Genomic DNA, 23,068 nt, shown 5'->3' on the forward strand with positions numbered 1-23,068 from the left:
CGCAACCTCGCCAGGTGCCTATCATCAGGTGCCTATCATATTGGACAGTTCAGCGGAGAATCCCATGAGTCAGACAATCAACGCCGCCCTGGTGGGCTACGGCTTTGCAGGACAGACCTTCCACGCCCCCTTCCTGACCAGCACCCCGGGGCTTGCCCTGCGCTGGGTGGTGAGTCGGGATGCCGCCAAGGTGCAGGCCGAGCTGCCCGGCTGCCGCGTCGGCTCGCTGGACGAGGTGCTGGCCGACAGCACTGTCGATCTGGTGGTGATAGCGACCCCCAACGATACCCATGCCCCCATCGCCCGTCAGGCACTGCTGGCGGGCAAGCACGTGGTGATCGACAAGCCGTTCGCGCTGGATCTGGCCGAAGCCGAGGCGCTCGTCGAGCTGGCCGAGAAGCAGCAGCGGCTGCTCAGCATCTTCCACAACAGACGCTGGGACGGGGACTTCCTCACGGTACGCCGCCTGGTGGCGGAAGGGGCGCTGGGCAAGATCGCTCAGTTTGAATCCCATTTCGATCGCTACCGCCCCGAAGTCCGTCAGCGCTGGCGGGAGGCGGGCGGCCCGGGTTCCGGGCTCTGGTTCGATCTCGGTCCCCACATCCTGGACCAGGCGTTGCAGCTTTTCGGCCAGCCTGACTGGATCCAGGCGGATTTGGCCGCCCAGCGCCCTGGGGCACTGAGCGATGACTACTTCCACGTGGTGCTGGGCTACGGCGCGCTTCGGGTGATACTGCACGGCAGCTGTCTGGTCTCTGCCACCATGCCGCGCTTCGTCATCCACGGCAGCGAAGGATCCTTTATCAAGTTCGGCATGGATGTGCAGGAGGAGCAGCTCAAGCTCGGCCTGCGCCCGCCCGCGGCGAACTGGGGCCTGGATCCCGAACCCGGCCAGCTCAGCCGCATGGTGGAGGGGCAGCCCCTGGTGCAGGCGGTGAGCGGGGAGGCCGGGGATTACGGCGCCTACTACCGCGGTGTCTGCGCCGCCATCAGGGGGGAGGCGGGCAACCCTGTGCCCGCTGTGGAGGCCCTGGCGGTGATGGCGCTGCTGGATCTGGCCAGAGAGAGCGACAGCCAGGGGCGGCGGCTGATTTGTCAGAAGCTGTCTGACTGAGGTCACTTTCACTATCTGGGTGACGGCTGCCGAAATGGCAACGATTGACTGACAATCGTTCTCTTGTTGGTGTTTAATCGTGCTGTATTGCGTCAATAAAGGCGTATTGTATTAATATTTGTCGTTGCAGTAGTTCTTTTTATCTAGCCAACGAGAAAATATCATTGTGATACGCGTTTTCATTGGCCGCATATGGGGATATATTTCGCGCGCCTCCTGACTCCCGGTGGCTCGCTGTTTTACCGGGAGCGAAGACGCACAGTGATGGTTATTGACACCATCTCTCCATCTTTTTTTGAGGGTATGCACATGAACAAAGTACTGGTAGCCGGTATCCTGGGTCTGATGTTGACCGCCTGTGGTCAGAAAGAAGAAGCCGCCGCTCCGGCTGCTACTCCGGCCGCCGACGTTGCTGCAACTGTTAGCGAAGCTGCCTCTACCGTAGAGAAGGCTGCTTCCGAAGCGTCTGCTACCGTCGAGAAGGCTGCTGCTGACGTGGCCACCAAGGCAGAAGCTGCTGTGAGCGATGCCAAGGCCAACTAAGCCTGCACCTCATAAAAAAACGGGCCCGGCGGTAACGCCGGGCCCGTTTTTTTATGGCCACTGTGGGGCTGATGCTGCCCAGTCAGGGCAGCGGTTCCACCAGCAGTATGTGGGAGTCGGCCCCCACCACCTTGACCCGGCTGCCTGCCGGCAGCGGCACAGGGCAGCGCACAGTCCAGACGGTGTCATCCAGATGCACCCGGCTGGTCCCCTGGCTCACCTCATCCAGCAGGGTCAGCTCCCGCCCCAGATAGCTCTGCATCCGCTCGTTGATGGGGGCGGCCGCATCGCGGCTCGAGCGGTCGCGCTTGTGCTGCCAGCGCCACCAGGCCCAGGTGGTCACCAGGGACTGCGCCGCAAACAGCAGCAGCTGGGCCTGCCAGCCGAAGGGCCAGAGCAGCAGGATCAGCCCGACTTCTAGCGCGGCTATACCGGTCCAGAGCAGAAAGCCCACCGACCCCAGCACCTCGATGGCCAGCAGCACGAAGCCGAGCCCCAGCCAGTGCCAGTGGGTCAGCCCCTCGAACAGGGCTGTCATGACTTGCCGACCTTGCCATCTTTGTTGAACAGCTCGGCCATGCCCGCCACCGAGCCAATCAGGCTGCCCGCCTCCAGCGGCATCATGATGATCTTGCTGTTGGGCCCTTCACCTATACGGGCCAGCGCCTCTGTGTATTTCTGGGCCACGAAGTAGTTGATGGCCTGCATATCCCCCTCGGCGATGGCCTTGGAGACCATATGGGTCGCCTTGGCTTCCGCTTCGGCGGCACGCTCCCGCGCCTCGGCGGCGAGGAAGGCGGCCTGGCGTTCACCCTCGGCCTTGAGGATCTGGGACTGCTTCTCCCCTTCCGCTTTCAGGATCTTGGACTGGCGCACCCCTTCGGCTTCCAGCACCTCGGCCCGTTTCTGCCGCTCGGCCTTCATCTGGGCGTTCATGGCTTCCACCAGGGCCAGCGGCGGGCGCACATCCTTGATCTCGATGCGGGTCACCTTGATGCCCCAGGGGGCGGTGGCCGCATCCATGGTGCGCAGCAGCTTCTCGTTGATGGTGTCGCGCTGGGAGAGCATCTCGTCCAGCTCCATGGCGCCCAGCACTGTCCGCATGTTGGTCATGGTGAGATTGCGGATGGCGCTGGTGAGATCGTTGACCTCATAAGCCCCTTTGCGGGCATCCACCACCTGCACGAAGCTGATGGCATCTATGGTGACGTTGGCGTTGTCCCGGGAGATCACCTCCTGAGCCGGGATGTCCAGCACCTGCTCCATCATGATGATCTTGTGGCCGACCCTGTCCACATAGGGGATCAGCAGGTTGAGACCGGGGGAGAGGGTACGGGTGTAGCGACCGAAGCGCTCCACAGTCCAGTTGAAACCCTGGGGCACTATCTTGATGCCCGCGCTCAGGGTGGCCAGCACTAGGAACACGAAGATCCCCAGCACAATCAATGACTCATTCATGGTAAAGCTCCTTATGAAACACTTTCACTAGCCTAGGGTCTGGTGCGAACCACCACAAGGACATTCGCTTCCCTTTGCCACGACATGGTTTTGCTAATTACTAAAACGCATTAAAGAGCATTTTTTATTATTTTGAGGGATAAGGACTCCTGCCTATAGTCGCCCCAGATGTCGTCGTATGCCGAGGAGTGGGCCCTGATGGATTATTTACCTATGTTTGCCAGGTTGGAAGGCCGCCCGGTATTGCTGGTGGGCGGGGGCGAGGTTGCCCTGCGCAAGGCGCGCCTGTTGCTGGCGGCAGGTGCCCGGCTGACCCTGGTCTCCCCCGAACTCGAGCCCGAAATCCATGAGTTCGCCGGTCGTTTCACCCATGTGGCGGCTCGCTTCGACCCGGCCCATCTAGCCGGTCAGATCCTGGTGGTGGCTGCCACCGACAGCCTCGAGGTTAACGCCCTCGTCTATCAGAGCGCCAACCAGCTCGGGCTCTTTGTGAATGTGGTGGACGACCCCGAGCGCTCCAGCTTTATCTTCCCATCCATCATCGACCGCTCGCCCCTGATGGTGGCCGTCTCCAGCGGCGGCAAGTCCCCTGTGCTGGTGCGTCTGCTGCGCGAGCGGCTGGAGAGCCTGCTGCCCCGCCATCTGGGTGGACTGGCCGAGCTCTCGGGCCGGGTGCGGGTCAAGGCCAAGCGGGTGCTCGCTTCTCTCTCCGATCGCCGCCGCTTCTGGGAGCGGGCATTTGCCTCCAACACCCTGGCAGGGCTTATCGAAAAGCAGGATTGGCAGAGTGCCGAACGCTGGCTCAATGAGGGGCTCGACAAGGCCCAAAGCGAAGTGGGCGAGGTGGTGCTGGTCGGTGCGGGCCCCGGGGATCCTGGCCTGCTGACCCTCAAGGCGCTGCAACAGATTCAACAGGCCGAAGTGGTGCTCTATGACCAGTTGGTCTCCCCTGAGATCCTGGACCTGGTGCGCCGTGACGCCACCCTGGTGTCGGTCGGCAAGAAGGCCGGTGCCCACAGCGTGCCCCAGGAGGAGACCAATCGCCTGCTGGTGCAATACGCCAGGGCGGGCAACCGTGTGGTGCGGCTCAAGGGGGGGGATCCCTTCATGTTCGGCCGCGGCGGCGAGGAGCTGGAAGTGCTGGCAGAAGAGGGCATTCCCTTCTCTGTGGTGCCCGGCATCACGGCCGCCGCCGGCGCCACCGCCTATGCGGGCATACCGCTCACCCACCGCGACCATGCCCAGAGCGCCGTCTTCATCACAGGCCACTGCCAGAAAGAGGGCAAGGAGCCCGACTGGCAGCAGCTCGCCGCCACCAACCAGACCCTGGTCATCTACATGGGGCTGATGCGCTCCGAGCACATCCAGCAACAGCTGGTGAGCCATGGCCGAGGCCAGGGCACCCCCATCGCCATCATAGAGCGGGGCACCACAGCCCGTCAGCGCGTGCTGACCGGCACCCTGGCTGACCTGGCCGTATTGGCCGAGCAGGCGGTGAGCCCGTCCCTTATCGTCATCGGCGAGGTGGTGGCCCTGCGCAAGCAACTCGCCTGGTTTGGCGAGCAGGGTGGCGAACAGGCCGAGACAGAGGCGAGCCGCCACGAACTCAAGCTGGTGAGCCTGGCCTGAAGGGCGGCGACCCGAATCGATTTGACGGTGTGGCCAAGGCGGCACCGAACTGAACCAGAACCGCGCCCCGAGCAGGCGCGATAGCAATGAACCGAGGACCCAGACATGGACCGTGAAAGATTGACCCACTTGCAGCAGCTGGAAGCCGAGAGCATCCATATCATCCGCGAGGTGGCTGCCGAATTTGAAAACCCGGTGATGATGTACTCCATCGGCAAGGACTCCTCCGTCATGCTGCACCTGGCCCGCAAGGCCTTCTATCCGGGCAAGATCCCTTTCCCCTTGCTGCACGTGGACACCAACTGGAAGTTCAAGGAGATGATCACCTTCCGGGACGAGACCGCCAAGAAGTACGGGCTGGATCTCATCGTCCACAAGAACCCGGATGGCCTGGCCATGGACATCAACCCCTTCGTGCACGGCAGCGGCAAGCACACCGACATCATGAAGACAGAGGGGCTCAAGCAGGCGCTCAATAAATACGGCTTTGATGCCGCTTTTGGCGGCGCCCGCCGTGACGAGGAGAAGTCCCGGGCCAAGGAGCGGGTCTACTCCTTCCGCGACAAGTCCCACCGCTGGGATCCGAAGAACCAGCGCCCGGAGCTGTGGCGTGTCTACAACAGCCAGGTCAACAAGGGGGAGAGCATCCGTGTGTTCCCGCTCTCCAACTGGACCGAGCTCGACATCTGGCAATACATCTATCTCGAGAACATCGACATAGTGCCGCTCTATTTCGCGGCCATGCGCCCAGTGGTGGAGCGCAGCGGCATCAAGATCATGGTGGATGACGAGCGCATGCCCATAGGCCCGGAAGACGAGGTGAAGCAGGAGCTGGTGCGTTTCCGCACCCTGGGCTGCTACCCGCTGACCGGGGCCATCGAATCCAATGCCACCACCTTGCCCGAGATCATCGAAGAGATGCTGCTCACTACCTCGAGCGAACGGCAAGGGCGGCTCATCGACCACGATCAGGCCGGCTCCATGGAGCAGAAGAAGCGTCAGGGATATTTCTAAGGAATCGCATCATGAACAACCATATTCAGACCGCCATCAGTGAACAGGGCATTGAAGCCTACCTGCACGCCCAGCAACACAAGAGCCTGCTGCGCTTTCTCACCTGCGGCAGCGTGGACGACGGCAAGAGCACCCTCATCGGTCGCCTGCTGCACGACTCCCAGCAGATCTATGAAGATCAGCTCAAAGCGCTGGAGTCCGACAGCCAGAAGCTCGGCACCACGGGTGAGAAACTCGATCTGGCACTGCTGGTGGATGGCCTGCAGGCCGAACGTGAGCAGGGCATCACCATAGACGTGGCCTACCGCTATTTCTCCACCGCCAAGCGCAAATTTATCATCTCGGACACCCCGGGCCACGAGCAGTACACCCGCAACATGGCCACCGGGGCTTCCACCTGCGATCTCGCCATCATATTGATCGATGCGCGCAAAGGGGTGCTGGATCAGACTCGTCGCCACAGCTTTATCGCCAGCCTGCTCGGCATCAAGCAGTTCGTGGTGGCGGTCAACAAGATGGATCTGGTGGAGTTCAGCCAGGAAGTGTTCGATCGCATCAGCCTGGAGTACCGCGAGTTCGCCAAGAAGCTCAGCGTCGACACCATCCACATAGTGCCGGTTTCGGCCTTGGACGGTGACAACGTGGTCAACCAAAGCGACAAGCTGGCCTGGTATCAGGGCGAGACTCTGCTCTCCCTGCTGGAGTCTGCCGAGGTGGAGCGCGAGCTGGAACGCCACCCGGTGCGCCTGCCGGTGCAGTACGTGAACCGCCCCAACCTGGATTTTCGCGGCTTCGCGGGCACCCTGGCCTCCGGCATCCTGAGGGTCGGCGACCGGCTTGCTGTGCTGCCGTCCGGCAAGGAGAGCACTGTGACCCGCATCGTCACCTTTGACGGGGATCTGGAGTACGCCCTGCCGGGTCAGGCCATCACGGTCACCTTCGCGGACGAGATCGACATCAGCCGGGGCGACCTGCTGGTGGATGCGGCGAAAAAGCCCCAGGTGACCCAGAACGTGCTGGCTCACATCGTCTGGATGGGGGAGGAGTCCCTGCAACCGGGCCGGGTCTACGACGTCAAGCTGGCCACCAAGAAGAGCCGTGGCCAGGTGGAGGCCATTCGCCATCGCATCGAGATCAACAAGCTGGACGAGCTGCCGGCCGCCGAGCTCAAGCTCAACGAGATCGGCCTGTGCGAATTCAGCCTGACCGACCCGGTGGCGTTCGACCCCTATGCGGATATCCGCGACACCGGCAGCTTCATCCTGATCGACCGGCTGACCAACGTCACAGTGGGCGCGGGCATGATAGTGGAAGGGCTGGCCGCAAAAGCGGTGGCAGGGCAGTACAGCGAGTTCGAGATCGAGCTCAACGCCCTGGTGCGCAAGCATTTCCCGCACTGGCAGGCGCTGACCATCAGCAACGATTCCGGCAAGGAGTAAGCCCATGACCTGGCAACAATCCCTGGTGCTGGGTCTGCTGGCTGCCCTCGTCGCCCTGCTGATCCAGGGCAAACTCCGGCCGGCGCTGCTCTTCTCGGGCGCCGTGCTCATCACCTATCTGAGCGGCCTGGCGGACATCAACGCCGTGGTGGCGGGCTACACCAACAGCGCCCTGCTGACCCTGGTGTTGCTGCTGCTGGTGTCGCTCGCGGTGGAGAAGACCCGGATCATGAGCTGGTTCGCCAACCTGGTGGGCACCGGCTCCTTCAACAAGGTGCTGGTCAAGGTGTGGTTCTCCACCGCCTTCCTGTCGGCCTTCGTCAACAACACCGCCGTGGTGGCCTCCATGCTGGGGGCGGTCAAGCGCAACCCTAACCATGCCCCCTCCCGGCTGCTGCTACCCATGTGCTTCGCCGCCACCTTCGGCGGCGTGCTGACCCTGATCGGCACCTCCACCAACCTCATCGTCAACAGCTTCCTCATCAAGATGGGGGCGCCGCCGCTCGGCATGTTCGACTTCTTCATGGTGGGGGCGGGAACCCTGCTGACCGGCCTGGTCGCCGTGCTGCTGTTTGCCCGCCACCTGCCGGAGCAGGACACAGAGATGAGCCGTGAGTCCGGCTACTTTCTCGAGGCCAAGGTGGGGGCCGGTTCCCCCATGGCCGGGCGCAGCGTCAAGGAGAACGGCCTGCGCAGCCTGAAAAGCCTCTATCTTGCCGAGATCATTCGCGGGAATCAGGTGATCTGCCCGGTGCAGCCGGAACACGAGCTGCACGAGGGGGACATGCTGCTGTTTTGCGGCGACGTGGAGAGCGTCGGCGTGCTGCAGGAGCTCAAGGGGCTGGATCTCTACGGCCAGCACCGCCTCAACGGCCAGCACCTGGTGGAGGTGATCGTCAGCCACAGCTCGCGGCTGGTGGGGCAATCCATCAAGGATGCGGAGTTTCGCACCCACTTCGATGCGGTGGTGCTGGCGGTGCGCCGGGGCGAGACCCAGCTCACCGGCGGTCTCGGCCAGATTGAGCTGCATGCGGGCGACACCCTGCTGCTGGCGCCGGGCCCCAAGTTTGCGGGCAACAAGTCCCTCTCCCGGGAGTTCGTGGTGGTGAGCGGGCTCGAAGCCTCCACCCGGCTCGATGGCAAGCGCAGCGCCGCCGTGGTGCTGGGCTTTCTCGGGGTGCTGGCACTGTCGGTGTTCGATCTGGTGCCGCTGTTCAAGGGGTTGTTGGTGATGCTGGTGGTGCTGCTCTTTTCCCGCATCCTGACTCTGGACGAGATCCGCCGCCGCTTTCCGCTGGACATCTGGCTGGTGGTGGGCGGGGCGCTGGCCATCGCCGATCAGCTGGAGAAGAGCGGCCTGGCCAGGTTGATTGCCGACTGGCTGATGGGGGAGTTCAACGGCTCCAGCCCCCTCATCGCCTTTATCGGCATCTATCTGTTTACCCTGGTGCTGACCGAGCTGATGAGCAACAACGCTGCCGCGGCCCTGGCCTTCCCCATGGGCTACCAGCTGGCGCTCAGCATGGATGTCTCCACCATGCCGTTCATTCTGGCGGTGCTGTTCGGGGCCAGCTCCAGTTTTATACTGCCCTACGGCTACCAGACCAACCTGATGGTCTATGCGGCGGGCAACTACAAGATGCCGGACTACCTCAAGCTGGCGGTGCCTGTCTCCCTGGCCTACAGCCTGGGGGTGATAGTCATGGTGCCCCTGCTGTTTCCGTTTTAAGGCGCAACCCTCTTCGTTTTGGGGCCCTGATGCCTCGCAAGGAGTTTGAATGAGCAATACCATGGCATCAGCACGTTGTCGGCTGACAGTCCGAGTCGGCTCCCCGTGGTTGCGGACAGTTTCAGTTTTGAGGCGTGAGCGCCAATCAAGGAGTGTTGGATGAGCAATATCGTGTGGCACGACCATGCCGTCGACAAAGAGAGCAGGGCCGAGCTGAAGGGACAGAAGCCCCTGGTAATCTGGTTTACCGGGCTCTCCGGGGCGGGCAAGTCCACCCTGGCGGGAGCACTGGAGCAGGCGCTGGCCGCGCAAGGCAAGCACACCTATCTGCTGGATGGGGACAATGTGCGCCACGGCCTGTGCGGGGATCTCGGCTTCGACGATGCCGCTCGTCAGGAGAACATCCGCCGGGTCGGCGAAGTGGCAAAACTGATGGTGGATGCGGGCCTTATCGTGCTCACCGCCTTTATCTCGCCGTTCCGTGCCGAGCGTGATCTGGTGCGCAATTTGCTGGGCGCCGACGAGTTTGTCGAGGTGTTTGTGGATGCGCCACTCGCCGTCTGTGAAGAGCGCGATCCCAAAGGACTCTACAAGAAGGCGCGGGCGGGAGAGATCCGTAACTTCACCGGTATCGACTCCGCCTATGAGGCGCCCGAGCAGCCGGAAATCCATCTGCTGAACGCCAGCAAACCGGTCGTTGCGCTGGTGGATGAGTTGTTGACGGCCCTGCGGCAGCGGGGTTTGATCGACTGAGGTTGATTACTGATACCGAGGGTTTCTATCAGAGGGGGCGTTTGCCCCCTTGTTTATTCTCATTCAGCGTCAAAAAGCAATAAGGAAAAATAATTCTTCAAGCCGCTATGCGGCGATAAAAACCATGGATACCCAAACTCCGGCGTAGGTTGTGGCTGAGCTTGCGAAGCCCAACTTTTACCGCGAATAAGCTTTCGAGTGTTGGGCTTCGTAAAACTCAGCCCAACCTACGGTCCTGATTTCCATATACCCTATTAACAATTAAATTGGATCTTTATATTCATAGACACCGTTGCTGGGGTTTCCTGTCAATTCAACCTGCGAAAACACATTACCATGTGGTGTTTTGAGAGTGCCCTGTGCGACACAGAGGAAGGCCCCAGTATACATAGGCCTGGCTAAAGTAACTTGTTTGGCAGTAAATGTGGTGGTTCTTGCCATATCTTTATAAAAACTCCAGCAAACGTTATCGTATTTTTTCTGTTTCTTTTTTTCAGCTTCTTGCTGTTTTATATAGTCAGGATCGTTGTTTTGAACAATCGCTTTTTCCTGATCTATTTTGTTTTGTTCAGCTCTAAGCTTGTCGTCAATTGCGGTTTTTAGGAGGTGGTCATACCCCTCTTTATAAAATTTATTATCATATAGATAAACGTTATATTTATGTGTTGTGTATGGGCTCTCTGTAAGGTCAGCTATGTGAGAAAATTTAGTCTTCTTCGTATTGTATTCATATCTGCACTTTGCATAATTCACATCACGGTAACTCAGTTTTATTTCATTTGTTAGCTTGGCTCCACGATCCTTACTCAGACACATATCACCAGCGATAGCGTTTATTTTAGGTTCCGCGGCTATGGAGGAACACCCCGAAAGAAAAGTCGCAATCACTACCAAGCATATAATTTTCATTTTCGTTACCAAATAATAGTTGCTATATTGATATTTTGTATCCGCTAAGCTTAACCATGGCTGAATGGGCATGCATCTACAGGGCCTTATAAAATACCTGTTTACCCATGCTCCGCAGTCACGCAATTAGGGAAGGTGCGGATGGATCGCCTGAAATGAATAATATTTTTCGGTAAGTTATTGAGCTAAAATGGATATGTTCCAGTGTCTTAGCTGATGGTGCTTGTCACCCCCTCCCTAGAAAAGCATGCTGCAGCAAGGCATTAACAAACACAATTCGATGCTAACTAATTGCATACATAACAGTCACGCCATAAAGTTAATCTGAGTGTTATTTATTCTCGATTGGTATGTGTAATGAGAAAAAATCACTTGTTGTTTGATGTAACAAAGTATGTTGCCACCTTAGCGTAGATCCCGAACTGGAGTAGTGTGATCGCAAAAGAAATAAGTTGATCCGCTTCTCTTTTCTGCTTCAGTTTTCTTCGTCACTAACGTCATTCACATACTATTGGTTTCATTATTCGCGAACGATTACGCTTTGTTACGCTATCCAATGGTCTTGGGCTTAAGTTAACCCTCATACCTGAGCCCCTTAAATGATTTTGGAGTTTAAATAATGTTTAATAAAATCTTAACTAGTTTGACACTGACATTTTCGATAGTGGGAACCGTTCATTCTGCCAAAATATCATTTGATGACTCATTAGTTTTAAATGCACTATATAATGCAGAACGCTGTGAGCCTATATACATAAAAAATGGAAATAAAAGTAAGGCCGAATGGGCAAAAGCAACCATCGATGACGTAAATAAAATTATGGTGAAAAAATACGATAGGGCACTGCTTCAAGTTGAGAAAGATAGTTTTATTTCTCGCACAAAAAATCAAGACTTAAGGGAGCTCATCAAAGTGTGCAGTGAAATATATGAAGCCAGATGCTATTTATACTGATAAATGATGATTGAATCACGCCCAGTTCACTAAGTAGGGTGCAGACCAGTATCTTCTATGAAGAAACTGAGAATTTTATCTCGTATGTTTGGCTAAAAATCGTAGGTTGGTGCTGAACGTAGTGAAGCCCAACGTTTACCGCGAAATATTTCTACAAATTTTTTTTACCGAGCGACCCAATCCACGTTTATCCGGCTTTGGTTGGCGTAATAATGCTCGTCTGTTGGGCTTCGCTACGCTCTGCGCCAACCTACACGAAGTGAAGCCCAACGTTTACTGCGAAACGTATCTGCAAATTTGTTTTATCGAGCGACCCAATCGATGTTTATCCCGCTCTGGTTGACGTGATAATGCTCGTCTGTTGGGCTTTGCTACGCTCTGCGCCAACCTACAAAAACCACGCTAGTGCCTCTGAATGACAGCCTCCAGTCTGCTGCTTTTTACCTGCAATATTGCACTGGTCTGGCTCATGGGTGACTCCGACAAGAGGGTTGCCAAGCGGCTATGTTATCGGACGGGGCTGATGTGGGAAGCGGGAGAGGGGGGATTTATGGGCAAGATCAAGAAATGAGTCGCGCTCACGCTGACCTTGTCATACCCATGGGCCCGGTATCTGTGACCATACCAGGCCCATGGCCTTTGTCGGCCGCTGGGCAGTCAGGAGGAAGCCTGGGGCGCCCGCCGGGATCAGCTGGGGAGATCAGGCTCGCCGGCCGGGGCCAGTATCAGGGTCTCTATCTGCAGGTTGGTCGAGAGCAGTGTCTTCAAGTCCTGCAGGTACTCCTCCAGGGGTGGCTCTTCCAGCAGCAGGGCAAGTTCGTTGCCTATGGGGGTGAGGCGGTAATAGAGCAGGGTGAGGTTGCTCTGGCGCTGGCGCAGGCGCCAGCGCTGATTGCCGAAGGCCAGCTCGACCCCGTCCGCAGGCAGGGGGCCGGATTCCAATTCGCCGCGGTGCATCAGGCCGAGATCGCACAGCAGCAGCAGGGCGCTGTAGGGGACCCGGTATTTGCCAAGCCCCATGCGGGTGACCTTGGCGCGGCTGAGCAGGCCAGCCCCCTTGTGCATGCCCAGCAGCAGGCGCTGTTCGTCGCTGCCCTCGTAGTGGCAGGAGAGGGCGCAGATGCGCTGGAACAGCTGGGCTTCGCGCTGGGTCATCTCCTTGAGGGTGTTGAGGGCCCGGATGGAGAAGCGCCCCGGGGTAGCCACCTCCAGGGCGAAGATCCGCCCCCACAGCTGCTGCATGGGCACCATGCTGATGTCTTCGGCCAGTTGCAGGAAGCGGGTCAGCCAGTCGCTGTCCATCTCGCCGCCGGCCGCCGTCTCTTCGCAGTGGCGGGCGGCCATCACCATGATGGCTTCCAGATTGCGCTGACGGGCGGCCTGATCCGCCAGATGGCGGAAGGTGGCGCGTTGTTCGAAGGTGCTGTCGCTGTTGCGGGTCAGCATGCCGTCTATGCCGCGACTGCGGGCCAGGCGCAGGGTCTGCTCCTGGCTGCTCAGGATGGCACTCTCTTTCTTGGGGGGCAGGTCAGCCATGCTGGCTCCGTGATCGCAGGGTCTGGTGTTGAATGTTACTCCAACCTGGCCCATGAACAATCCCTCAGGCGGGGACGACGTCAGCGGGCTCAGGATAAAAAAATGGCCTCCCGCAGGAGGCCATCGGCGTGGCTTACTCTTCGTAGATGCTGACCTCGACCGCCTCCATGGAGTAGGAGGCGGTCGCCATCTCGTGGCTGGAGCTGACGGTGTGCATCTTGCCCTTGACCCAGATGGCGTCCCAGAGATCATCCACCGGCGCCCCCTTGGGGTAGCTCACGTAGATCACCTGGTTGGTGGGGGGCGGCGGCACGTGGATGCAGGCGCCGAAGTAGGGCACCAGCAGGAAGGCGGTGATGGTCTTGGCATCCCCCTCCAGCGGCACCACGAAGCCGGGGATCCGCACCTCCTGGTTGTCCAGCTTCTTGTTGACGCCTCCCACCGGCTGCGGCACCGACATGGGGTCTTCGTGATTGACCTGGGGCGGTGGCAGCAGCTTCTCCCCTTCCGGGATCAGCACATCCCAGTCGATGGTCTTGTAATCGGCGGCCATGGCAGGCAGCACCAGCAGGCTGGCCAGCAGCGCCACTATCTTCCACTTCATCATCTGTCCTTCTCTCATTTTTATGCAGGCATGTCGCTAGATACGAATGCTCATGCCATCACTCAGGCTGTAGCGGTAAGCGCGGGCGGCGGGCAGCAGGCCTATCACCATGCCCGCCAGCCACACCAGCCCCAGCAGTTGCCACTCGTAGGCGCTCGGCAGCCTCAGGCTCAGTTGCAGGCCATAGTGGCTGAGCAGCCAGGGGGTGGCAAGCCCCTGGCCGAGATAGAGCACGGCCACCCCGAGGGCGATGCCGAGGGTGGTGAGCGCCATCGCCTCCAGCGCCAGCAACAGGAAGAGGTGGGAGGGGCCCGCGCCCAGGGATCTCAATATGGCGAGCTCGCGGCGCCGCTCGTTGAGCCCCGCCAGCAGGGTGGTCAGCATGCCGATAAGGCCCGCCACCACCACGAAGCCGGCGATCACCGAGAGTGCTGTTTCCGCCACGCTCATCAGGCTCCAGAGCTCCTGCAGGGCGGCCCCGGGCAGGATAGCCATCAGCGGCTCCCTGGGGTAGGTGTTGATGCTGCGCTGCAGCTGGAACGCCAGAATGCGGTTGCTCAGCCCCACCATAAAGGCGGTGATGGTCTTGGGGGTGAGATCCAGTGCCAGCGCCTGCTCCGGGGTCACATTCTTGCTGTGACGGCCGGTGTCCCAGCCGAGATGGATCGCCTCTATCCCCGCCAGCGGCACATGTATGGTGCGATCTATGGGAGTGCCGGTCGGTGCCAGTATTCCCACCACCTTGAACGGCAGGTTGTCGTGCTGGCTGAAGGAGGTGTTGCCGGCGCCGTGGGCGATGACGATCGATTGACCCAACTGGTAGCCGAGCTTCTGTGCCACCTGGGCGCCGAGCACAGCCTCGAACGGCGTGTCGAACGGCCGTCCTTCGCGCAGTTGCAACGACTGCTGTTGGCCGTACTTCAGATGGGTGAAGTAGTCGCCGTTGGTGCCGAGCACCCTGAACCCCTTGTGGGAGTCACCCAGAGAGAGGGGGATGGTCCAGGCGACGCCAGGTTTTGTCTTGATGGCCTGATAGGAATCCCAGCCCACGTTGTTGGTGGGGTTGCCGATGCGAAACACAGAGTAGAGCAGCAGGTTCACCTGACCGGAGCGGGCGCCGACGATGAGATCGGTACCCGAGACAGTGTTGGAGAAACTCTCCCGGGCTTGCATTCGCACCCGCTCCACCCCGAGCAGCAGGGTGACGCTGATGGCAACGGCCAGCAGGGTAAGCCCGGCGGTGAGGCGTCGGGCCCAGAGACTTTGCAGGGCAAGTTTCAGCATGATGCCCTCCGTTTTTTAGCTTGTAGTTTACCTAACCTTGCGGGGCTGGCCGGGCAGAGGCGCTGGTTTGCGGCTGTCATCATGCGGCCCTCCGGTTGAGCAGTTGCAGGTTCTCCACCCGGGGAAAGAGGGGCTCCAGATAGGGGTCGTGACTCACGAAGACGAGGGTCGAGCCCTGTTTGTCGCACTCCTCGAACAACAGCTTTATGAAGGCGCCCCTGTTGTCGGTATCCAGGGCCGAGGTGGGCTCGTCGGCGATCACCAGGGGCGGTGAGCCGATCAGCGCCCGGGCGGCGGCGACCCGCTGCTGCTGGCCGATGCTGAGGGCGTGAACGGGACGATGCAGCGCCTCGTCCGGCAGTTGCAGCTCCCCTAGCAGGCGGCGCGCCTCCTGTTCCGGGCTCCCCTGCAGGCGGGCGCGCTTTTCGGGGGAGAAGGTGAGGGCGGCGGTGACGTTGTCCAGCACGGATAAAAAGGGCAGCAGGTTGAACTGCTGGAAGATGTACCCCAGATTGGCCGCCCGGAAGTGGTCACGGGCACGGCCGGAGAGCCGGGCCAATGGTTGGCCCAGCACCTCCAGGGTGCCGTGGTTGGCGGTCTGGATCCCGGCCAGCAAGCCGAGCAGGGTGGACTTGCCGGAGCCCGACGGCCCCTTGATAAACACCCGTTCCCCCTCGCAGATGCGCAGGGCGGGCAGATCGAGTACAGCCTCGCCACCTGGCCAGGCAAAGGCCAGATCGCGGATCTCAACCACGGCGTTTTTCATGGCGTTACCAGCTCAGCTTGTTGGCGGACGGGGTCAGCTCGGCCGCGGTCTGGCCGGTGGGCAGTATCCCCTGCATGCTCAGCTTCTCAAGGCTCGGATAGAGGCTGAACAGGGTCGCCTCAAGGCCATTGAGCTTGGCCGGAGTGGCGCAAGTGTAGGTATACATGGCTCCGAGATCGGCGTGACCCGCTTCGTCATGATGGTGTTCATGTTCGTCGCTGGCAGCCTTGTCATGGTCATGGTCATGGTCATGGTCATGCTCTTCCTTGGCGGCCTGCAGCGCTTGCTGGGTCAGCTTGCAGCCTGCGGCCGGGTCCAGGCGGAACAGGGCGTCAGGCTGCTGGAGGCGGGCGACTGCCTTGGCGTATTGCGCCTTCTCTTCATCGCTCTTGGCGGCGTGCTCGAAACCCACCAGATCGGCGGCGGGGGCCTGCAACTCGATCATCAGCTGGTCGCCGTCGACCACCAGATTGAGGTGGCCGTGGCCGTGCTCGTGGGCGCCATGGCTGTGACTTTCGTGTTCGTCGTGATTTGCCTGGGCGCCAAAGGCGGCTGCGGCCAGCAACAGGGTGACTGCTTTCATCGTTAATCCTTTTGAAAAATTGATAAGAAACTGATTCAACGGAAGAAACAATGAAGATGTGGCGGGGCTCTGATGCGGCTATGGCCTGCGGTGGTGGGGGTGACACTCGGCAGGGGGGCGCCGATAAACAGCGCTATGGCAGAAGACGGAGTGGGGACAAAGGGGGTCGGGGTCAGTGCCAGCTTGCCATCCAGATGCAGGGCGCAGAGGGTGCAGGCATGGCTATGGTCGGGCAGGTCGGCTTCAAGCGGGTGCTGTGCCAGCGCCGGTTGCATCCACAACCAGCCCAGCAGCAACACCCAGATTGTCAACGTGGAACGACCCATAGACCCTTATGGAAAGGGCGCCATCAGCGCCCTTCTCTCTGATTCAGAGATGGGACTGGATGAGCCCCATCACCTTGGTTATCTCGGTGGCATCGAGCTGGCCATCTTTGGCAAACAGCACCTTGCCCTCTTTATCCAGCACTATGATGGCCGAACTCTCCGGCGCCAGATCCCAAGCGTTGCGGGCCATGCCCTTGGCATCCAGCACCATGGTGGACCAGGGGAACTCTTTCTTGCTGTCTTCGGCGCTGCTCTTCACAAAACCGGAGGTGCCCCAGATGGCGTCATTGCTGTTGATGATGGTGACTGTCTGGTACTTGTCATGGGGCAGCTTGGCCGCCTTGATCGCCTCTATCATGGGGGCATTGAGCTCCTTGGCGCTGGAGCGACCCGCGATATGCTGGATCAGAAAGACCTTGCCGGTCAGTACCTTGCTTTGCCAGGGCTGGTAGCTGATCTCTTTCTCTTTCAGCACAAGCTCGCCCTTGTCGCCGATGTTGACCAGCGGCACCTGGGCCGACTCCTTGATGTTGTGGGCCAGAACCAGGGTTGGCAGCAGCACCAGGGTAAGTACGAGATGTTTCATCCGTATGACACTCCTTTGTTATGTTATAACGATTTTGGGATCGAGGGAATGGGACAACCCACATCCTAAACTGATCGGATCTGTTTAAAAAGTGTTAAATAAACGCGAGGATTGATCCGGTCGCAGAAGCAATCTGCCCATTAACGTGCGAATGGGGGCGGCAAGGATGGCATGGAGTCGATAAAAATCAACCGCTTACCCACATACTCTGGCAGTGGACTCAGTAGAGTGGCTCACTGATCAGGGGGATCTGGGCCATGGTCATCTGCTGGGCAAGCAGGGGGGAGCCGGTCAGCAGCACGTGGCGCTGGTTGTCTATCACCAGGGTATCCCCTTCCAGCCCGCTGTCGGCTGTGATGGCGAGCCAGGCCGGCGAGACGCTGCCGATGCTGATGCCCGGATAGATGATGCTGAGGTTGTATTGCGGTGCCAGCTCGGCCAGCAGGCTGGCCATCAGCAGCGCCTTCTCGTCGCTGTCGGCCTTGTTGTCCTGCAGGGCCTGCAGGGGAGGGGCGAAGTGATCCATCTGTTCGGGCGGGGTGGGGATGGCGCTTAACCACTCCTGCAACAGGTTGACGCTGGTGGCCAGATCCTTGGCCGAGAACTGCCTGGCCAGGGGCTTGAGATCCCCCTTGAACTGGTAGAACAGCTGGGAGTAGTTGGGCCTCACGCAGGGGAGCTGGCGATTGGCCGGGTGCACGCAGGGCTGCACCCGCATCTCGTAGAAGGCATCTTCCTGATACTGCTCATAGGCCTGCCAGAACTGGGTGGATTCGAGGCTGTCGTCATGCAGGGTGAAGGCCTGCTCCAGATTGCGAAACTTGGTCGCCGTCTCCGGGCTGTTCTGGTTGATCTGGTTGATGCTGTTGTAGAGCCTGGGGCTGATGTAGGAGTAGAGAGTCTCCAGCGGGTAGTTGAGTGAGGCATCGAGCAGCGTCATCTCGTGGCGGCTGGCCGAGAGGACCCGCTCGTCCGTACTCAGTTGCAGGTGCTTGCGTTGACCGTCGGCTGATTGCCACTGCCAGCTCAGGTTGACCTCGTTGGCCATAGCCGCGGAGCCGAAGAGTAGACTCCACATCAGGCCTTGTGCCAGTTTCATGGTGTGCATCCTGCTTGGATGATACTAAACAACTAGGTGAGCCGACGGAATTTGGATTGGTCTAGTGATGACGATATTGGTAATTAACTGATCCAGCTTTAAATTTAATCAGGGAAATAAGTCATGCGGGAAATAACCATGAAGCCTGTTTCAATGTGTTTGCTGATATTGCTCTCTCTGCCGGCACAGGCGGGTCAGGTGATCGTCAATCAGGGCATGTCCACGGCAGATACCTTCGCCCTGCGGGATCAGCTGGCGCGGGAACATGAATGGCAGGAGTGGTTGCGGTTCCAGCAGGCCGTCAAGTGGCTGGAGGTGCTGCCGGTCAACTGCGATCTGGTGGGGGGCGCCGGGCAGGAGTATCGCTGTGGTGACAACTATTACCGCCCCTATCGGCAGAACGGGCGCGACCTCTATATCCAGGGGGATCCCCCCGGCCAGTCCCCGCAACGGCCAATAAAAAAGGCGCCATAAGGCGCCTTTTTTTGCGAGGGAGACGCTTACTTGGCAGCGTAACGCTCGGCAGAAGTCAGGATTTCAGCTTCGGCGGCGGCCTTGTCGCCCCAACCTTCCACCTTGACCCACTTGCCCGCTTCCAGCTCTTTGTAGCGCTCGAAGAAGTGCTGGATCTGGGCTTTCAGCAGCTCGGGCAGGTCGTTCACATCCTGGATGTGATCGTACTGCTTGGTCAGCTTGGAGTGCGGCACGGCCACGATCTTGGCATCTTCGCCAGATTCGTCAGTCATCTTCAGCACGCCGACCGGACGGCAGCGAATGACGGAGCCGGCCAGCAGCGGGTAGGGAGTCGGCACCAGCACGTCGACGGGATCCCCGTCCAGGGACAGGGTGGCGTTCACGTAACCGTAGTTGCACGGGTAGAACATAGGGGTGGACATGAAGCGATCAACGAAGATGGCACCGCTGTCCTTGTCGACTTCGTATTTGATCGGGTCGGCATTCTGCGGGATTTCGATGATGACGTAGATGTCGTCAGGCAGGCTCTTGCCAGCCGGTACCAGGTTCAGGCTCATGACGTTTCCTTTGAGTGTTGGAGTCAAGTTTGCAGGCCGACATTATAGCGATGTCCCGTCAAATGACCATATTTCGCGGGCATGGGCGCGTGCTGGTGGATGTCGCGTCGCCTGAGGCAGTCCGATTTCTGTCGCCTTGCCGGGCCTGGCTGCGCTCTGGTCATGGTCGCGGCTTGTGCCACCGGGTCAAGAGACCCTAGAATGCGCACTCCCTTACTGGAAAAGGCAGCGGTATGCACATTCACATTCTCGGGATCTGCGGCACCTTCATGGGTGGTCTGGCGGTGTTGGCGAAACAGCTGGGCTATCGAGTCACCGGCTCGGATGCCAACGTCTATCCCCCCATGAGCACCCAGCTCGAGCAGCAAGGTATCGAGTTGACCGAGGGCTATGACCCCTCCCAGCTCGAGCCGGCGCCGGATCTGGTGGTGATCGGCAACGCCATGAGCCGTGGCAACCCCTGCGTGGAGTATGTGCTGGATCGCAATCTGCCCTACATCTCCGGCCCCCAGTGGCTGCTGGAGCATGTGTTGCAGGATCGCTGGGTGCTGGCCGTGGCGGGCACCCATGGCAAGACCACCACCGCCAGTATGCTGGCCTGGGTGCTGGAGTACGCCAAGCTGGCACCTGGCTTCCTCATCGGTGGTGTGCCGGGTAACTTCCCTGTCTCCGCCCGCCTGGGCTCAGCCCCCTTCTTCGTCATCGAGGCGGACGAGTATGACTGCGCCTTCTTCGACAAGCGCTCCAAGTTCGTCCACTACCATCCGCGTACCCTGGTGATGAACAACCTGGAGTTCGACCACGCGGACATATTCCCGGATCTCGCCGCCATCCAGCGCCAGTTCCATCACCTGATGCGCACAGTACCGAGCAACGGCCGGGTGCTCTTCCCCCAGGCCGACGACAACCTCACCGCGGTGCGCAAGATGGGCTGCTGGAGCGAGGTGGAGCTGGTGGGCCAGGACGACGCCAAATGGAAGGCGGTCAAGCTGGCCGATGACGGCTCCGTCTTCGAGGTGTGGCTTGACGGGGTCAAGCAGGGCGAGGTGCACTGGGAGTGCATAGGCGAGCACAACGTCAACAACGGCCTGATGGCCATCGCCGCTGCCCGCCATGCCGGTGTCATGGTGGAGCACGGCATAGCCGCCCTCTGCCAGTTCAAGTCCCCCAAGCGGCGGATGGAGCTCAAGGGCGAGGTGGCGGGCATCAGCGTCTATGACGACTTTGCCCACCACCCCACCGCCATCGAGACCACCCTCGGCGGCCTGCGTGCCAAGGTCGGTAAGGCCCGCATTCTGGCGGTGCTGGAGCCCCGCTCCAACACCATGAAACTGGGGGTGCACAAGGAGGAGCTGGCTGGCTGCTTCGACGGCGCCGACGAGGTGTTCTTCTTCCAGCCGGCGAACATCGGCTGGGACCTTGGCGAGGTAACCGCCCACATGACGCGTCCGGCTCAGGTGTTTGACGATCTGGAGGCCCTGATCAACCGGCTGGTGGCCGAGAGCCGCGCGGGGGATCATATTCTGATCATGAGCAACGGCGGCTTCGGCGGCATTCACGACAAGCTGATCGCCCGCCTCAAGCAAGGCACATCATGAACAAGCAGATCACCCTGGCGCTGACCGGCGCCTCCGGCGCTCCTTATGCCCTGCGCCTGCTCCAGTGTCTGGTGCAGGCGGACTATCAGGTCTATCTGCTCGCCTCTTCGGCCGCCCGGGTGGTGCTCAAGACCGAGCAGCAGCAGGAGTGGCCAGGCTCGCCGAAAGAGCTGTCGGCCTATCTCTGTCGCCAATATGGCGCCAGAGAGGGGCAGATAGTCGCCTGCGGCAAGGAGGAGTGGTTCTCGCCTGTGGCCTCCGGCTCGGCGGCGCCGAAACAGATGGTGGTCTGTCCCTGCTCCATGGGCACCGTCTCGGCCATCGCCAACGGCACCTCCGACAACCTGCTGGAGCGGGCGGCGGACGTGGTGATCAAGGAGCGCGGCCAGCTCATTCTGGTGCCCCGCGAGAGCCCCTTCTCGGCGATCCATCTGGAGAACATGCTGAAACTGGCGCGGCTCGGGGTGACCATAATGCCCGCCGCACCGGGGTTCTATCATGAGCCGAAAAGCATCGAGGATCTGGTGGACTTCATGGTCGCCCGCATCCTGGATCATCTGGGGGTCGAGCATGCGCTGACCGAGCGCTGGGGCTATGCCAAGTCCTGAGTCTGTGAGACGAAAGAGAGGCAAACAAAAGCGGCGCCGACCTGAACAGTCCGGCGCCGCTTTTTATTGGCAGGGAGGATCAGACCACCTGGAGGGGGGCCGTCACGTACTTGAACAGAAAATCGGTCACTTCTTCCCGGCTCGGGCGCTGTGGCTGATTGATCATCTGCATCATGACGTAGCCGAACCCGGTCAGGGAGCGGGCCAGATCCTGCGCCGACAACACGCTCTGGATCTCGCCACTGTCCATGGCCGCTTGCAGGTGGGGGGCGATGCGCTCCAGCGCCTTGTCCAGCAGGCGGGTGTAACGGGGCCAGACCTCTTCCCGTACCGACGAGCTCCATTCCAGCCAGATGCTGGCGTGGTCCGGTTTGTCATAGGCGGCATCAACAAACAGCTTCACATGGCGGTGGATGCTGTCCCTGACCGAGCCCTGGCCGTTGTACGCCTGCTCGAGGATCTGCTGCACAAAGCCTTCAATCTCGGCCAGCACTTCATCGACCAGATCTTCACGGGTGTTGAAATAGTTGAACACGGTGGCAACCGAGACTTTGGCCTGCTCGGCAATTTCGGCATGTCCCGCACGGCCAATGCCGCGACGGGAAAATACCTCGATGGCACATTCCATCAATTGATCACGACGAGCCTCCGGCGACAGCCGGGTCCGACGTCTTATTTCTGCGCGTGGTTCCATAGTTTTTTCATCTAATAGTTATTGATTATGGTGTTTATAGTATTGTCACCGATAATGCCCGAAGGCTTGCTAACTCTATCAATTAAAATAAGCCGATAAAAGCATCACGTATGCCTGACGCCTTCCGGTTGGAGTGGTAGAATCATCGGTTTTGATGTTAATGAACGGCCAATAACCCTTTGGCCATTATTGGAGTATGTGATGAAACACAACGTCGAGGTGATGATCTCCGAGGCTGATGTCGCCGCCCGGATCGCCAAACTGGGTGAAGAGATCACCGCCCGTTACCAGGGCTCCGATGAAGTCGTGATGATTGGCCTCTTGCGCGGCTCCTGCGTCTTCCTGGCCGATCTCTGCCGTCAGTGCCAGCTGCCCATCACCCTGGATTTTATGACTGCCTCCAGCTATGGCTCCGGCATGCACAGCACCCGTGACGTGCGCATCCTCAAGGATCTGGATGACGACATCAAAGGCAAGGACGTGGTGATCGTCGAGGACATCATCGACACCGGTTACACCCTCAACAAGGTGCGCGAGATCCTCTCCCTGCGCGAACCTAAATCCCTGGCCATCTGCACCCTGCTGGACAAGCCGTCCCGTCGTGAGGTCCAGGTGCCGGTGGACTGGATTGGCTTCGCCATCCCGGACGAGTTCGTGGTGGGCTGTGGCATCGACTACGCCCAGAAGTACCGTAATCTGCCCTTCATCGGCAAGGTAGTTCCGCAAGAGTAAGCAAGGCTCGGACGTGGCAGGGCAGCTTGGCCGCCCGCCATCGACTGTCTTCAGGCGGCGCTAAAGCCGCCTTTTCTG

25 protein-coding genes are annotated in these 23,068 nt (G+C 59.8%); 12 read left to right on the forward strand and 13 right to left on the reverse strand.

All coding sequences use genetic code 11. The features are described 5' to 3' along the window. The first annotated feature begins 64 nt into the window (after positions 1 to 64). Together Aeroheme_RS03535 and Aeroheme_RS03540 are read left to right on the forward strand one after the other, a co-directional pair. Positions 65 to 1,114 carry an oxidoreductase gene (locus Aeroheme_RS03535; protein ID WP_290029014.1) on the forward strand — a complete coding sequence of 350 codons (1,050 nt, stop codon included), beginning with the start codon at positions 65 to 67 and terminating at the stop codon, positions 1,112 to 1,114. A 309-nt stretch (positions 1,115 to 1,423) separates the two neighbouring features. Next, positions 1,424 to 1,657 (forward strand): hypothetical protein, encoded by a 234-nt coding sequence (locus Aeroheme_RS03540; RefSeq protein WP_025328222.1) that lies wholly within the window; start codon positions 1,424 to 1,426, stop codon positions 1,655 to 1,657. Positions 1,658 to 1,739: 82 nt separating this feature from the next. On the opposite strand, the gene Aeroheme_RS03545 is transcribed toward Aeroheme_RS03540, so the two are convergent. Further along, positions 1,740 to 2,195 carry an NfeD family protein gene (locus tag Aeroheme_RS03545; protein WP_106885852.1) on the reverse strand — a complete coding sequence of 152 codons (456 nt, stop codon included), beginning with the start codon at positions 2,193 to 2,195 and terminating at the stop codon, positions 1,740 to 1,742. After that, a complete protein-coding gene (locus Aeroheme_RS03550; RefSeq protein ID WP_025328220.1) occupies positions 2,192 to 3,115 on the reverse strand; it encodes an SPFH domain-containing protein in 924 nt (307 codons plus the stop codon). Before Aeroheme_RS03550 ends, Aeroheme_RS03545 begins: the two co-directional genes overlap by 4 nt. Before the next feature lie 198 nt (positions 3,116 to 3,313). Between Aeroheme_RS03550 and cysG the strand changes: the two genes are divergently transcribed. The 5 genes from cysG (at position 3,314) to cysC (ending at position 9,679) form a co-directional block, all read left to right on the forward strand. After that, on the forward strand, positions 3,314 to 4,744 hold the full coding sequence (cysG, locus tag Aeroheme_RS03555; protein WP_411166691.1) for a siroheme synthase CysG: 1,431 nt from the start codon (positions 3,314 to 3,316) through the stop codon (positions 4,742 to 4,744). Between the two features lie 105 nt (positions 4,745 to 4,849). After that, positions 4,850 to 5,758, forward strand: coding sequence for a sulfate adenylyltransferase subunit CysD (gene cysD, locus Aeroheme_RS03560; RefSeq protein WP_163137668.1), 909 nt, complete (start codon positions 4,850 to 4,852; stop codon positions 5,756 to 5,758). An 11-nt stretch (positions 5,759 to 5,769) separates the two neighbouring features. Then, positions 5,770 to 7,197, forward strand: coding sequence for a sulfate adenylyltransferase subunit CysN (gene cysN / locus Aeroheme_RS03565; RefSeq protein WP_411166692.1), 1,428 nt, complete (start codon positions 5,770 to 5,772; stop codon positions 7,195 to 7,197). A 4-nt stretch (positions 7,198 to 7,201) separates the two neighbouring features. After that, entirely contained in the window at positions 7,202 to 8,926 is a 1,725-nt protein-coding gene (locus Aeroheme_RS03570) for an SLC13 family permease (protein WP_163137670.1), read from the forward strand. Between the two features lie 159 nt (positions 8,927 to 9,085). Continuing rightward, positions 9,086 to 9,679, forward strand: coding sequence for an adenylyl-sulfate kinase (gene cysC, locus Aeroheme_RS03575; RefSeq protein WP_411166693.1), 594 nt, complete (start codon positions 9,086 to 9,088; stop codon positions 9,677 to 9,679). Between the two features lie 261 nt (positions 9,680 to 9,940). Here the strand turns inward: cysC and Aeroheme_RS03580 are convergent, their stop codons facing one another. After that, the gene (locus tag Aeroheme_RS03580) at positions 9,941 to 10,660 is read right to left on the reverse strand and encodes a hypothetical protein (RefSeq protein ID WP_411166694.1); all 720 of its coding nucleotides are present in this window, start codon (positions 10,658 to 10,660) and stop codon (positions 9,941 to 9,943) included. Positions 10,661 to 11,207: 547 nt separating this feature from the next. Between Aeroheme_RS03580 and Aeroheme_RS03585 the strand changes: the two genes are divergently transcribed. Beyond that, positions 11,208 to 11,543, forward strand: a complete 336-nt coding sequence (locus Aeroheme_RS03585; RefSeq protein WP_411166695.1) for a hypothetical protein — start codon at positions 11,208 to 11,210, stop codon at positions 11,541 to 11,543. A gap of 687 nt (positions 11,544 to 12,230) precedes the next feature. Here the strand turns inward: Aeroheme_RS03585 and Aeroheme_RS03590 are convergent. From Aeroheme_RS03590 to Aeroheme_RS03625, 8 genes are all read right to left on the reverse strand, one after another. Next, a complete protein-coding gene (locus tag Aeroheme_RS03590; protein ID WP_411166696.1) occupies positions 12,231 to 13,079 on the reverse strand; it encodes a TIGR03899 family protein in 849 nt (282 codons plus the stop codon). A 133-nt stretch (positions 13,080 to 13,212) separates the two neighbouring features. Beyond that, the gene (locus tag Aeroheme_RS03595) at positions 13,213 to 13,686 is read right to left on the reverse strand and encodes a DUF3299 domain-containing protein (protein ID WP_411166697.1); all 474 of its coding nucleotides are present in this window, start codon (positions 13,684 to 13,686) and stop codon (positions 13,213 to 13,215) included. A 33-nt stretch (positions 13,687 to 13,719) separates the two neighbouring features. Then, complete coding sequence (locus Aeroheme_RS03600) at positions 13,720 to 14,967, reverse strand: ABC transporter permease (RefSeq protein WP_411166698.1); 1,248 nt, start codon at positions 14,965 to 14,967, stop codon at positions 13,720 to 13,722. Between the two features lie 79 nt (positions 14,968 to 15,046). Next, the gene (locus Aeroheme_RS03605) at positions 15,047 to 15,733 is read right to left on the reverse strand and encodes an ABC transporter ATP-binding protein (RefSeq protein WP_234689801.1); all 687 of its coding nucleotides are present in this window, start codon (positions 15,731 to 15,733) and stop codon (positions 15,047 to 15,049) included. 4 nt (positions 15,734 to 15,737) lie between these two features. Beyond that, positions 15,738 to 16,316, reverse strand: a complete 579-nt coding sequence (locus tag Aeroheme_RS03610; RefSeq protein WP_411166699.1) for a DUF2796 domain-containing protein — start codon at positions 16,314 to 16,316, stop codon at positions 15,738 to 15,740. A 35-nt stretch (positions 16,317 to 16,351) separates the two neighbouring features. Further along, complete coding sequence (locus tag Aeroheme_RS03615) at positions 16,352 to 16,642, reverse strand: hypothetical protein (RefSeq protein WP_411166700.1); 291 nt, start codon at positions 16,640 to 16,642, stop codon at positions 16,352 to 16,354. A 43-nt stretch (positions 16,643 to 16,685) separates the two neighbouring features. After that, on the reverse strand, positions 16,686 to 17,228 hold the full coding sequence (locus tag Aeroheme_RS03620; protein ID WP_411166701.1) for a YtfJ family protein: 543 nt from the start codon (positions 17,226 to 17,228) through the stop codon (positions 16,686 to 16,688). Positions 17,229 to 17,448: 220 nt separating this feature from the next. After that, entirely contained in the window at positions 17,449 to 18,327 is an 879-nt protein-coding gene (locus tag Aeroheme_RS03625) for a hypothetical protein (RefSeq protein ID WP_411166702.1), read from the reverse strand. A 123-nt stretch (positions 18,328 to 18,450) separates the two neighbouring features. Between Aeroheme_RS03625 and Aeroheme_RS03630 the strand changes: the two genes are divergently transcribed. Next, positions 18,451 to 18,801 carry a hypothetical protein gene (locus tag Aeroheme_RS03630; RefSeq protein ID WP_193558498.1) on the forward strand — a complete coding sequence of 117 codons (351 nt, stop codon included), beginning with the start codon at positions 18,451 to 18,453 and terminating at the stop codon, positions 18,799 to 18,801. Between the two features lie 26 nt (positions 18,802 to 18,827). On the opposite strand, the gene ppa is transcribed toward Aeroheme_RS03630, so the two are convergent. Continuing rightward, entirely contained in the window at positions 18,828 to 19,358 is a 531-nt protein-coding gene (gene ppa / locus Aeroheme_RS03635) for an inorganic diphosphatase (RefSeq protein ID WP_005329022.1), read from the reverse strand. Positions 19,359 to 19,591: 233 nt separating this feature from the next. Here ppa and mpl point away from each other — a divergent pair, with 233 nt between their 5' ends. Together mpl and Aeroheme_RS03645 are read left to right on the forward strand one after the other, a co-directional pair. Then, positions 19,592 to 20,956: a UDP-N-acetylmuramate:L-alanyl-gamma-D-glutamyl-meso-diaminopimelate ligase gene (mpl, locus tag Aeroheme_RS03640; protein WP_411166703.1), complete on the forward strand. Its 1,365-nt coding sequence runs from the start codon at positions 19,592 to 19,594 to the stop codon at positions 20,954 to 20,956. Then, positions 20,953 to 21,564, forward strand: coding sequence for a flavin prenyltransferase UbiX (locus tag Aeroheme_RS03645; RefSeq protein ID WP_392415141.1), 612 nt, complete (start codon positions 20,953 to 20,955; stop codon positions 21,562 to 21,564). Before mpl ends, Aeroheme_RS03645 begins: the two co-directional genes overlap by 4 nt. A gap of 79 nt (positions 21,565 to 21,643) precedes the next feature. On the opposite strand, the gene Aeroheme_RS03650 is transcribed toward Aeroheme_RS03645, so the two are convergent. After that, positions 21,644 to 22,258 (reverse strand): TetR/AcrR family transcriptional regulator, encoded by a 615-nt coding sequence (locus Aeroheme_RS03650; RefSeq protein ID WP_025328201.1) that lies wholly within the window; start codon positions 22,256 to 22,258, stop codon positions 21,644 to 21,646. Positions 22,259 to 22,459: 201 nt separating this feature from the next. Here Aeroheme_RS03650 and hpt point away from each other — a divergent pair, with 201 nt between their 5' ends. After that, positions 22,460 to 22,990: a hypoxanthine phosphoribosyltransferase gene (gene hpt / locus Aeroheme_RS03655; RefSeq protein WP_025328200.1), complete on the forward strand. Its 531-nt coding sequence runs from the start codon at positions 22,460 to 22,462 to the stop codon at positions 22,988 to 22,990. Positions 22,991 to 23,068: the final 78 nt, after the last annotated feature.

The organism is Aeromonas sp. DSM 116730 (assembly GCF_046581335.1).
GTDB lineage: Bacteria > Pseudomonadota > Gammaproteobacteria > Enterobacterales > Aeromonadaceae > Aeromonas > Aeromonas rivipollensis.